This window comes from Stieleria bergensis (assembly GCA_007745635.1).
GTDB classification, from domain to species: domain Bacteria; phylum Planctomycetota; class Planctomycetia; order Pirellulales; family Pirellulaceae; genus Stieleria; species Stieleria bergensis.
Genome location: CP036272.1, coordinates 286,154 through 300,233, shown reverse-complemented (window position 1 = coordinate 300,233; position 14,080 = coordinate 286,154). Strand labels below are relative to the sequence as shown.

General features: G+C 55.6%; 1 protein-coding gene (only partly in view). It reads right to left on the bottom strand.

Going from position 1 to position 14,080, the window contains the following annotated elements; all coding sequences use genetic code 11:
• On the bottom strand, window positions 1–14,080 hold the beginning of the coding sequence (locus SV7mr_RS00910) for a dockerin type I domain-containing protein (protein ID WP_145268360.1). 18,953 nt of this gene lie to the left of the window's left edge; only the first 14,080 of its 33,033 coding nucleotides appear in the window; the start codon lies at window positions 14,078–14,080; its stop codon lies beyond the left edge, outside the window.

Below are 14,080 nucleotides of genomic sequence, written 5' to 3'. Positions count from 1 at the left end.
CCGTGAGATTGACTCCGTCGCGCCCCAATGTCCCCAATCCAGTCAATTCGCCATTGCCACCTTGATCCGTGCCGACCAGTGGGACGACGGAAGTGCCGTCGAAGTCCAGTGACAGCTCAAACTTGTTGGCATTGTCTGGGTCCGATTCATCCAACTGGACAAAGTATGTGGCGCCGTCTTCTAATCCGCCAATCCCTTGATCAAGCACGCGGCGAAACTCAATTTGCACATTGCTTTCCTCCGCAACGGCTTCGATTGGAAGGGGCGTTGGGTCAATCGAGTTGGCGGGATCACCCAGAGCATTGTCCAGGCTGGATGCCAACTGGAACTCATCCGGCGAAAGCACGATGACAAAGTAACGCTCGCCGCTGTCGAGCCCGACAATGGGTGTGCCGGATCCCGCGGTATAAATCACCTCTTCGCCGGCGGAGAAACCGTGCCCGACGGAATAGAGATTGTCACGATTCTCAAACACATAGGTTTCCTCAACCGTTGCTGCCTGTGAACCTTTGACATCCACTAGTCCATTGGTTCCCGCGACCGCCTGCGGAGCTCGATAGGTAACGATCTGCTTATCGCTGAACCCGTGCGCAGTGAACTTGATCGCATTGCCTTCGACATCGCTACCGGCCACATTGATCGCCGGATCGGGGCGATCCTGAGGGTCAATCAACTTAATCGTAAACGGGTCGATGACCAGAACTTCGTAGCCATGCTCATCAGCTAGACCACCGATGACGGAACCATCACTCTGTTGATAGCTGACGAGATCGCCCGAGAGCAAATTATGCGTTGACGCAAAACGAATTTCATCACGTGTTGGATCAACCGCTGGAATGCGTGCGTTTCCCTGCAAGATCTCTTCGCGAATCAGCACCCCAAAGCCAATCTCAGTGTCACTGCGTTTGAGCACCGTGTAGCGCCGGTCAGCTTCCAAGCCGCCAATCTCCAGCGAGCTGCCAGGCCGGTAAATCACCGCATCGCCACTTTCCAGGGCATGCGTATCGGTAAACGTCACGGTACTTTCTGGGACATCGACTGCGTCGGTAGATGCTGCGTTAAACGTTCCGTCACTGAACGTCGGCAAACGCGCGCCGTGTGAAGCATCAATGTCGATCAGCCCACCTGCACTGATGGTCGTCCCGGGCTCGATCTGAACTTCCACGGTCGGATCAACCGTTACTTCTGCGTTCAAGTTCTGAACCGACAAGACGATGCCGACGCTGAGCGATTCCGACGAGGCGTCGGCATCGGTCCGTGACAAGGCTTCGATGTCGACGTTAGCGCCGACAGTCACCACGCCGCCAACAATTGCTCGGACGGTGGGATCACTGGTCGATTCCACATTCGACGAATTGATATCCAACGCACCGACGTTGGTATTTTTGGCTCCAGCATTGGCACGGTCATCACCGCCAAGAGCATTGACGGACAACGAATTCGCTCGCACATCACCGCGTGAAATCGCTTCGGTAATCGGTGTCACTCGCGCGGTGGGCTTACTGACGCTGACTGTCACCAGACCGACGCCAACGCTCGAAGTGGTAGACTCGGCAAGGTTATTCGATGTCGCCAACAAGCTGACACTCTCTCGCACGTCCACAAAGGCTTGGTCGGCAATCACTGCCCGAGTTTCAGCGTCGATCGTCGATGAGTTTTCAGCCAGATCAATGGTCACCCCGCCCACTGCCACGGAACTGACTTCTGATGACACGGTTGAATTGCTGACTGCATTGATGCTAAACGAACCCTCCGGCATCGTCAGCGACGCGTCACTTGGCACATAGGCTTCGGTACGTCGATCGAGCCCCGTCACCGCATCGGCATCGTTTACCGCAAACAGTCCCACCGCATCAGCTTCGGAATAGGGCTGCAGAGTGTTCTGATCGCTGGCGTTCAGGTTAAAGCTGGCGGCTGTAACCCGGTTTCGTCCGGAAACAAAGGCTTCGGTGAAGCCCTGAACGTTGGCATCCGCTTTCAGCACAGACACTCCCGCACCTCCACCAATGGAGAGCGTAAACGTGAGCGCTTTCGGATCCGCGAACGAGGTGCTGTTTGCATCAACGATCACGTCCTGCCCTGTGGCAGTGATGTCTGCATCGCGAATAAACGCACGCGTCGCCGTTTCAATCAGCAGCGTTGCCGAAATGACGCCAACGGCAAAAGAACCAATGCCTCCCGAGCCAACACCAACATCACTATCTGTATTGATGGTGGGCGAAACGATCGCATGGACAGCGACGCCACCAGCGTCAACTGTGATGGTCGAACCATCGATGAATGCGTCCACTTCGTTTTGAAGCAAGTTGTTCGTCTCACCAACACCCACCGCGATGGCCACAAAGGAACCGGCGGCCACGGTGACCGAGAGCACGTTTGCTGAAATCGTGGCGTCGTCCATCGCCTGAACGAAAACACCCGTGGCAGCCTGAACCGAGCTAGCGAGATCAATCGAAGCAATGGTTCGTGTGGTGATCGTATTGCTTGAGACCACGGCGCCCACGCTGGCAGCACCACCCAAAGTAAAGCTAAACGCAATCGAGGCGGTAAACGCATAGGACTCAATGCGACTGCTTTCACTGGCCATCACATCGATGTCACCGGTATCCGCTGTCACGCTGCCAACTTCGGCAATCGTCGCGATGACTTGATTCCCAATCCGGTTTTCTGCGATCGCAGCTCCCACCGCCCCAGCGGCACCAAATTTGCCAAACGCAATCGCGAGTGCCACCGATCCGACCTCTGCATCGATCAGCGAAATGTCACTGGCATGGACATCAATCGATTCAGCACTGATCCCTCCCGCCCGATGACCAGAGAGACTGGCAATCACCGTTTGATTGACCCGATTGGTCGACGAGGCGCCAGCGCCGGAAGCCGCGATACCGAGGCTCTTCCCGCCAGCGACTGCTGCTGAAACGGCGAGCACAAACGAATCGATCTTTTGATCAGCCGCTGCATCCACTTCCAAGACACCCGTGACATCCAACGATGAATCCAGGATCTGCGCCGATACGCCACTATTCTGTGCTCGGTTTGTCGTCACGGTCTGCGGGGACGAGGCGCCGATCACATTCTCTGAAATCGCCACACCGATACTTAAACCAAAACCGCCCTCTTTGCTAACTGCCACCGCAGCCGAGACACCAACGATGGTCGCACTGATTGATGCTGCGCTCACAGCATCGATGTCGGCGGCACCGCCAACAATCAGCGTACTGTCCTTGATCAGTGCGTTGGAATCGGTGCGCACAATGTTCTTGGCGCCCGCACCGGCTCCGCTGATTCCAATCGCTGCATCAGAGCCGAAAGTCGCTGCAAGTGAAGCAGCAAAAGCAACCGACGTGATCGTCCCATCGGCCAACGACCAGTACGCGGTATCGCTAAAGTCTTCGTCGTTTAGTTGGATCGTGGTCGTCTCCTCACCACGATACTGATAGATCCGTCCGGGCGTTCCCCCATCGTTGTGACTATTGGAAACCAGAACGGTTTGGCCGGGCACCACGGCTCGCTCGCCAGAATGGCTGTTGTAATCGGCGTCCGGCAAATCACTTGGCAGCACCTCGGTCTTAACGGTCAGGTTGCCTGGCGTATGGAGACGACCAACGTTGATGATGGTGGCACCGACCTTGTTGTCCAGCTCGTTACGCGCAATCGTGACACCGATGGATAGCGAGAATGCTTTCTCACCTAATGCCCCAGCAATCGAAACCGAACCCGCGTTCGCATCGACTCGCGATTCATCTTTGGCCGTCACAGAGACGTTACTCGCAACGATGCCTGGCGTGGCTGAACCGGCGGTGGTCGAATCACCATCAATGTAGGCATCGACTGCTGTGCTGATGCGGTTGATCGTTTCAACACCGGCGCCACTCACGCCGCCAGCTTTTTCGCCGCCACCCACGGCAATGCTTCCGGTTCCAACTTTGGCAACGATCTCCTGGACCGCTTCTGCTTTGACCGTGAGGTCACCGCCGCTTTGGATGCTGGTGTTCTCGGTGTAGGCCAGCGTGAGCGCGTCTTCCTGGTTCAAGCCCAGCAGGGTCCAAACGGTATCATCTTGGAAATCCATGCTTTCCAAACTGATCGCCTGGATCCCATCTTCCTGTGGGTCCGCATCGGTGATGCGCTCACCTGAGTACTCATAAACCTCGCCAGTCCTGGGCCCTTCAACAATGCGAACCGTCTTGCCGCTGGTCAAGCTATAGACCACTTGATCGCTTTCATAGTCGGCTTCAATCGAATCACTCGCGGGATCCCAACCGATGTAGTTGCGTGCAGCAGCGCCGCCAATGGACAGCCCGCCGCCACCTGATTTCGAAGCACCGACAGCGGCAGTGATCGTGATCACAAACGCATTGATCGCGGAGTTGTTGTGTGATTGAACATCGACCGCACCGGAGGTTTGCAACTGGCTTTCGACAATCTTGGCTTGAGTCTCTCCCAAGACAATGTTCTTCGCTTCGGCTCCGGCACCACTGACGCCAAAACCAAATCCTTTGCTGGCACCGACGGCGACCGAGGCCGCGAACGCAGCGGTGCGAATCTTTGCATCCGAACGAGCATCAACCTGAATGGTTCCCACACTGGGAGCCGCGAGGCCGCTGGTGAGATCAGCAGCATTGATTTCGGCGATCACATGGTTATCAACTTTGTTTCGTGCCAAACCAACACCAATGCTGACGCTGACTCCGGTGCCCTCTTTAGAAAATGCTGCGGCAATCGAAACCGCGCCAGCGGTAGCGCGAATCTGGGACGCATCATCGGCGGTGACCTTGACGTGGCTGGCAGTCAATTGACCGGGAGCAATGTTGCTGATTTTGGCTGTCGAATCTGAATAGATCTCGTTGTGCGAACTGGCTCCGGCTCCGCTGAGTGCAAGTGCGAAACCTGACTTGGTCGCGACAGACACGGCAACAGCGCCGGCAAACACAACACTGTGAATCGACTGGGCTGTCAGCGAAGAGACATTCAGCGATCCAGACACGCTCTGCACATTAACGCTGTCCAGCAGTGAGGACGAACGAGCAGGATTCGCTTTGCCACCGATGTCGTTTTCCGTCAACGAAGCCCCAATCGCCGCGGCCGCTGCGTTGCCATCAATGCCAACCCCCACCGAAAGAGAGACGGTGATCACGGTTGCCAGAATTCCGCCGGTGTTCTGCGAGCGAACCGTCACATCACCACCGCTGGTCAGATCACCACCGGTAAAGTGCGCGTCGCTGGTGGTGAAAATCTTGTTCTTTGCCGATGCTCCGCCACCACTGAGCGCGATCCCATCTTGGCCCGCAGCAACGCTTACCGCGGCGGCAACTGCAATGGACTGCACCGCGTTTTCTTCAATTTGCAACGCGTCGTCGACATTGCGAATCACCCACGATCGCGCCTTGACTTCATCGACCAGAACCCACGCGGTATCCTCTTCGGCTTGGGAAAGCTTGACGTCATCAGAAAGATCCACCCCGTTGCTTTCAAACTGCTCAACCAGCGTGTCGATGATCGACTCGTTATTGGTGATGTCGTCAGCGTTTTCGTCAGCGTTGGTCAGCGGGTCGTCCGAAACCTCTGTTGACGCATCATCTAGCAACGCCGCTGTGATTGCATTGCAACCGGTTTGGTCCAACGTAAACAAGGGTGCTTGCTGACTGATCGCTGACACCAACACCGTGCCACCAGCAGCGACTGAACTCCCACTGACGAGCGCATCGAGCTCGTTAGAGATCGTGTTCTCAGCGAGCGCAACGCCAATCGCCAAACTGGCTCTCGTGCTATCCTTGGCTCCCGCTGCGACACTGACCGAAGCGCCCACGCTGACGCTGCGAATCGATGAGGTGTCGGTGGCCAGGACGTCAATGGATCCTTTGGCGTCGACATCGGACGCACCTTGTATCTTGGCCTTCACCTTGCGCTTGACTTTGTTCTTAGCCGACGCACCGGCACCGGCGCCAGTCAAGCTACTGCCACCTTTTCCGGCAGAGAAACCAACGGTCACCGCACCAGCGATGACCAGCGCGTTGATCGCCGCCACATGATCCACCGAAACGTCTACCGACCCATCGGCATTGACAGTCGATCCATCAACAATGGCTTGCACACTGGCCGACCCCGCGTCGTTACCAATACGGTTTTCGGCAACCGAGGCACCGATCGAGAGCCCTCCCGTGTTGCCGCCCCCAGTGGTAACGCCTACAGCAATGGAAAAGCCTCCGGCATCGGCACGAATGACCGATCGGTCACTCGCTGTGATCTCAATATCGGCTCCCGAACCTGTCTTGGTGACAACGGAACTGTCGCGCACAACCGCTTCAACATTGCGATCGATGGTGTTCACAGTCACCGCCGCCGCGAAGGCGAACGCACCGCTTTGCCCCGATCCAGTCCCCACGCCAACGGAGGCCGCACCGGCCAGCGCCAACGCGTCGATTGAATTGTCTTTGCCGGTGGGAAGCTCTGTCTTGGCCTCAACGGTCACTTTCCCGTCCGCGATGATTGATGAACTACCGAGGATCGACGCCTCAACGGTTCCACTGATTTCATTGAGCGCGATTCCAACACCAATCCCCAGCGCGCCAGCTGTTCTGCCAGAACTCGCCACCGCCACCGCAATGCCGAACCCGCCAGCATCGGCCACGATCCTTGAACGCTCCGTCGCCGTGACCGTCACCGGCCCCGCGGTGACATCGGAGTCATCGATTCTGGCAATGACATTGGTTTTGATTCGGTTGCGCGACGCGGCTGCCGCGCCAGCAAAGGCACCACCAAACGCCGATCCAGAATTCCGACTGACAGCGACGGCACCGGCCAGTGTCAAAGCGTTTAACTGTGCCTCGGAAACCGCATCCACCAGAACTTCGCCAGTGGCATTGATGACCGACTCATCCACAATGCTATAAACGGAAGACCCTGACTCTGTCCCCAAATCATTAATGGCAACCGCCACGCCCAGTGCTGCTGCGACCGCCGTATCGCTGGACTGGCCATCTTCAATCAAACGGATACCGATACCGACACCACCGCTGTCACTGCGAATATCGGAGGTGTCCTGGGTTTCCAGCTTGACATCATGGGCACCCTGCACTGAACTGCGTTCCAGAGATGTGCCCGTTTGAAAATCCACCTTGTTGATGCTTAACGTCCCAGCGACACCAAACTGCCCTGCTCCGGCAGAAAACCCAATCGCATGAATCGACGGATCATTCTGGCTATTCAAAGTCACATCACCGCTGAGGCCTAGATTTGAATCAATGATGAACGCTTGGGTCTCAGTGCTGGTCAGGTTGATGCCCACTGAAGCACCGAATCCAAACCCGCTTTTGATGGCGATACCGATCCCGCCACCAAGGGCAAAGAGATTCGAATTATCGAAGGCGTCGAGATCAGCATCGGTCAGCCCTTGCGCTTCAACCGAATCCAAATAGGCGCGTGTTACCGTGTCGATTTCGTTGACAGAAACGGATCCCGCCAAGGCGAAGCTGCGTTTTTGACTGGCGCCTGCCGCAGGAGTAGAAAGCGAACCAGCAGCACCGAGTGAGATCGCGACCAAGTCACCTTCACGATTGGCGTCCACCACTACTTTGTCATCACCGCTAATCGCTGCACGGGCCGCGAAAGCTTCGGTGCGCATGTCAACGAAGTTCAAACTAATGGACCCCGCCAAAGCGATCGCGTTGCCACCGGTTCGCACAAGAGCCAACGCTCCACTGACCGCAATCACGCTGCTCAAGTCATCCGCATTCAGTTCCAGATCTCCCGTGCCCGTCAGATCAACCCATCCATCGGTGTTCAGATAGGCCTGTGTCTGACTGTCCATGTCATTGAGAGTAAAGTCACCGGCGATTCCCAAACCCGAACCGCGTGGGTTGGACAAGCCATTTCCACCCGCGTTGCCGCCCGCGACTTGCTGCTGTGCATTCTTATCCGGCGTGTTACTGACCACCGCACCGGCCAGCCCAAACGACCAATTACGACCTTTGGTCGATGCGTTCGCTTTCAGTGACAGGGCTTCGAGCGCCAATTGACGATCGAAGCGATGCGAATCACTCGCACCTGTTGCGTTGACGGGGACCGGCGCATCGGCCAACGCCATCTGAGCAGTCAACGCAAGCTTGAAGCGGTCCGGGGAGGTCCGAATCACGAAGTACGACTTGCCATCCTCAAGCCCACTTAAGTCACCGGCATTGCCAGTGTTGTGATAGGACAACAAGTCACCGGTTTGCAAACCATGACCTTCAATCTCGATTTCACTTTGCGCTGGAATGATTTGAGTAGGCCCAACGGAAAAGACTTCGCTGGGAATCGCATCGAATTGATGTCCACTGCCCGCCTTTTCAATCTGCAGGTTGTCGCCTGAATTGGCAGCCGACTTCGATGAAGCTAATTGAAAGGCGTCATCGCCATCTGTGATCACATAATAGATCTCACCAGCAGTCAAGCCGCTGATCGCATCGCCGCCTTTGACGGGGCGATAGAGGACTCGGTCACCGGTTTCCAACCCATGTCGTTCAATCTTGACCTTGTTGTCACCAAAATCGAAGTCATCATCCGCCTTCAAGTCAAACCGTCGATCACCGACAATCGCCAAAGTGTTGCGATCAACATTCTGCACGCCGACGGAAATGCCGACGCCGACCGATTTACCCAGTTGAAATGCGCCAGCGATGGCAATGTGTCGTGAATCATTGACGGCATCCACTGTGACGACCCCAGCGTCAATGGTCGCCCCGGAGTGAATGCGCGCGATGGTATCGCTGTCTTGATCGATGACCGACACGCTGCCACTGACACCGATTTTTCCGGATTCGCCACCCGACTGGACGATTTCGAACGTGTAAACATCTTCCACAGCCTTGACGCTGAGTTCGCCGACGTCCGAGGTGTAAACACGCGCGCCTTCCTCGATCATTGCCACGGTACGGTTGTCGTAGTTTTGCACCATAACCGACCCACCGATGCCAATCGATCCGGCCTTGTTCCCCAGCAAAGTGAAGACCTTGCCAGGCTTTCGCTTTTGAATGGAATCTTGGATGCCTTCGCGATGAAGCCCTAGCGAAACCACGCCAGCGACGTTGATCATCTGCATCATCAACAACGCATCAACATACACCGACTGCGTGGGTGAACGCAGGGAACTGTCCTGGTTGATCATTGCACCGGAGCCAATCGTTGCTTCGGAGACATTGTCATAAACCATCACGCCAATGCTGCCAGTCAGCGTGTATTTGGCAGCAGCTTCTTGGTCTCCCTTGACACCAGAACCGTTTGCCTTCGTCGCCGCCCAAACATTAACAATGTCGGTCAGGCCCAAGTCACCTTTAATGAGGGATGCCAATTCGCCAATCCCATCGGCTTCCGGGTCAAACCCATCCGCGTAGTAGGCCGCGAATGGAAGCAAATCGATCGGACGCACCAACAGCGGATAGTTCAGTTCGGTTTTCACCGTGATGTCATCCAGTGCGTTGATGGTCGCATTGTCTTCCACCGTTGCATTGACATGATTGGAGACGATACCAATAGAGACCCCGATCCCGGCAGCAAACGTTTTGTCCTTGTCCCGTGATGGAACTGTTTTGCTGGCATTGTTCGGATCTTTCTTCGCACCATCATCGCTGGAAACAGTCCCCTGCGAACTCACCTTGATCTTTTGTTTATAGACCAGGGCGGAGATAATGACGTCGATGTGCGATGTCAATTCTGCTGTACTGCCAACGATCGTATCGACTTGATGATTGATCACATTGATCGCGACTCCGCCAGCGACACTGAAGGTGCTATTGGCGTCGGTATTGCTGCCCTTGAGCGCCGACTTGGCATCGTTGGACAAAATGCTCTTCTGTAGCGTCGAGTTTTCCCCACCCTTCTTAAAGCTTTTCGGTGACAGGAAGTCGTAGCCAGGGTTTTGGACTTCACCAGCGGTCAGCAAGTCTGCCAGCTTCGGTGCCCCCCCAATCCCCACGCCCGCAGTGGTGGAATTTGTCGCCGAAAGCTGACCAAGCAGCTTGATGCCAGCGCCGGCCGGTGTCTGCAAGGTATGGGAAGAGCCCGAAGCATCATCGGGACTCAGGTTAACCACGCCACCTGCTGTCGCGTCCTGCTTGCTCTCAAACAAGCCAATCGTGTTCGCATCAATGACGCGCACGTAATACTGCCCTTGGTCATCCAGCCCACGAATGGATTGGTCGAACTGCGTGACTTCAGAAAGCCGTTCCAGGCCGTGATTATTCCCTGTTCCGATCGACGTGAATGGAATCGGCGTGTCAGGGTCACTGGGATCCGCTAACTGAAACGTCTCATCGGTCACAGGTAGAACGACATAGTCATTCCCATTGGTCAGGCCACCAATCTCGGTTCCATTGGCGATCAAGTACGTGACACGCTGGCCTGGTGAAAACGTGTGGCCAGGCATGAAGATGGTGCTGTCGGTGGTATTGACCGTTGGCATCAAGGTCGGGTTAAAGTCAACCTTGCCGACCGGTGAAGTCACCAACTCAGGCGTGAACTCCAACGTTTCTCCGGCACTGATGTCCAGCAAATCCAAAACGTGCAACGAACCGGCGCCCGCACCGGAAGTCAAGTTAATGACCGATCCACCATCAAACGGACGCAAACTGATTTCGTCACTGTTTTCAACCGACACCAAATACTGCACGCCGTCGACCAGTCCACCGATCTCGGAATCATTCCTGGAACTGTACCGAACGACATCGTCATCACTTAAACCATGATCCTCGATGTACAGCAAGTTAGAATCGAGATTCAGTTCATCGATCGCCACCTCCAGCGATTCCTCAATCTCGACGACCTGGATTTCCAGACCATGCAGTTCTCGGTCGCTGGCCCCCGAAGACAACGCAATGACATTGCCAGTCCCCAGATCCACCAATTGCAACTCGTCGCCGGTGACGCGATCCACGCCGTAGGTCTCACCATCTTGCAGGCCACCGATGGCGCTGTCCCCGTTGGCACGATAGATCACTTGATCGCCGGTCACCAAACCATGATCGCTAAGCCGAAACAGATCGGTGGCAAGATCGATGTCCGGACCGATCACGAGCAGCGAATGAAAACCAGCGCCAAAGGTCCCTGGACCTGGCAACTGCACCACGTTCCCACTTTCGTCGCGGAAACGAAGATGATCCGCATCGATCCGTTCGATGAAGTAACTTTCATCGGCCTGGAGATCCCCGACCGGGTCGCCGCCCGCCGCACGATAGATCACCTCCGACCCATCAACTAACTCATGGTTTTCGATCCGCAGGGCATGATTTACTGAATCCACTGCCGCAGCGGTGACCGACGGATCAAAACTCATCACAAATGTGTCGGTCACGAACGACGAGAACTGGTCCGGCGTGAGCGCAGAGGTAAACTCGACCACGGTTCCTGCTGTCGCGTTCTCTGGACTCGTTGCCAGCTGCAAGCGATCTCGATTGATCCGGACGGCATAGTAAGTTTCACCATCAATCAACTCAGCCGGTGGCCCGGCGTCGCCGGCCAGAAACTGAATGGCTTGCCCGGTCTGGAAACCGTGGTTGCCGACCATCAATTCATCAAGCGATTGATTCGAAACGCTGGGCGTAAAGACGTGAGCGCCCCCACTGGCACCGCCTGAAAGTTCAATCGGAATCCCGGCGTCGGCCTGCGAAATCGCCAACTGAAACGTTGACGGCGAATCGAGGATGGCAAAGTAATCACGACCAGAGATCAAGCCACCGATGGCATTGCCTCCAGCAGATGAGTAGTGCACCGGCTGGCCAGTGACAAACCCATGCCCGCTAGCGATCTGAATGGTATCTAAGTCCGGATCAATCGTCGGATCATCATCAGCATCGATGAAATCGGGATCGATCGTCACCGGCTCGGCTTCAGAGATCCAAGAGGTTCTTCGCACCGCTTGCTTGGACTCAATCGTCGGATCGGTGTCATACTGAACCACATCACCCGTGTTGTAATCATGGTCTGCAATGGTGATGAAGTTGGTGCCCTCGTCAACTGCCGTCGAGGGCGAAAAGGATTCCGTCTCCGTCAAGAAGGCAAAAAAGTGAGCATCGCCAACGCCATTGGTGGTCAAGTCAATCGGAACCCCTGGATCCGATTCTTGAGCCACCTGAAACGTCGTCGTCTCAGCGCTCTGATCCTGGGTGACGTTGATGGCAACATAATTGGTGAAGTCAGCCAAACCACCGATGGCTTCAACATCGGCAGGGTCCACTCCGCTCTGCACGCTCGAAGCTGGAGCGTACTCCATCAAATCTCCGGCTTCCAAACTGAGTGTTGGCAATGTGATGAAGTTATTGACTTTGTCCAACTGGCTTGAGTCGCCGGGGTCAAATTCAAAGACCTCGCGTTGGGTCAATGTGTGAATGGCACCGGGGTTGGTGAGTCGACCATCGACGTCCATTGGCAACTCATACGCCAACTGAAACTCATTCTCGTTCAGAACGATCACGCGGACGGGAGCACCGCTCACCAACCCGCCAATCGCATCCAACTCAGTCGGCGGGTCCCCATCGTCATTCGGATCGATCGCCAAATAGATCAGCTCGTCGCCCGTCTTCAATCCGTGATCATTCAGGGTGATGGTATCCGATTGCCCATCAATATCAGCGATGACCAGCTCTTTGTCGGTGTTGGTTCCACCGGCATCAATCTTGCCGTCCACGCGCGTCTCAACGGTCGCGTTATCGACGCCCAGGGCGAAACCAATGCCACCGCGCCCATCGACATAAATGTTGATGCCAGCTTTCGCACTATTGGTGACGTCGCCAATCGAATGCACATTCACATTGCCGGTCGCCGTGATCTGCACTTCACTGCCGACGGTGGTGGTCGATGTGGTTTCCGAATTGGTGACCGCAACCGCAGCACCAAACTCGTTGGGGTTCGTTGGCGATGAGTTTGGACCATCAGCGGCATTCATGTTCAAACGCACCGTTGACGTCACCGCGGCGGTGGTGGTCGCATTGGAAAGAATGTCGACATTGCCACCGGCATCAAACACCGAAGTGCCGGTGATCTCTGTGGTGGCGATGCTTTCCGCACGGCTAAAACCAACGGCAAACTTATTGAGTGCTTGATAGAACTTGCCGCCGGCATTCTTTGTCTTGATATCATCCGCCGCATCACGCACCCCCATCGCTGCCGTTGAGGCATCGGTGGTTGAGATTGCATTGACCGAAATGTCTCCGTCGGCCGACAACATGCTGTCGTTGATCGTGATATTCGATTCGCCGCTGCGAATCATGGCTGCCACCGGAATCGGTGGGAAGATCCCGTCGAAGATGAACTTGGTGATCGGCCCCGCCAGCCAATTGTTCGCCCAATCGGGCAAGGCGTCTGTCAGGTTCTCGTCAGCCGTCGTTGTCGTGATGCTGATTTCATCACCCGTGATCGTCGCACCTTGAATATCGACCGCGGCGTTCTTGAAACCCACGCCCCAAGGTCGCACTGGACTGACCAAGGAAGCGATGCGCTGCGCATCAATTTGAATCTTGTCACCGTCTAAAATGGCTCCCGACTTGATGGAGATCTTGCGCTCTCCTTCAATCACATCGGTGATGTCCAGCGGCAGGTTATTGGCAATCGACAACGCACCTTCATTACCGGTTGAAAACAGCTTGATGTCACCCGCCGTGATATTGGCGCTGCCTTCGATGACAATCTCTTCAGCCGTCACATCGATCGATCCCGATTGATTGATATCCGCCATCGTGACTAAGCCATCAAAGATCACTTTGTCGCGACCGTTATCTCCGTCGACCGTTAGCGTGCCGAAAAAGCCACTAAGGTCTCCGATTCGAAACTTGTCAGATAACCCCGATCCATCGAGCTCAATGTTTTCAACATCAGCGAGCGCCTCGGACTTGAGTTCCGTCCCATCGGAATCCTCCAAGATCAATCTGCCGCTGTCGGTGTACAAGCGAACGTCAGCTGCTGAAGGATCAGCATTAAACGTAAAGTCACTTGCAAGAAGAACACGCTGCTCAAGCGCTTCTAAGAGACGACGCCGTCGATTCGTTACGCTGGGATTGGTAAGCGTACGCTGACGTGATGACTTGCGAGCAAGCTTTCTTTGGGTAGGCAT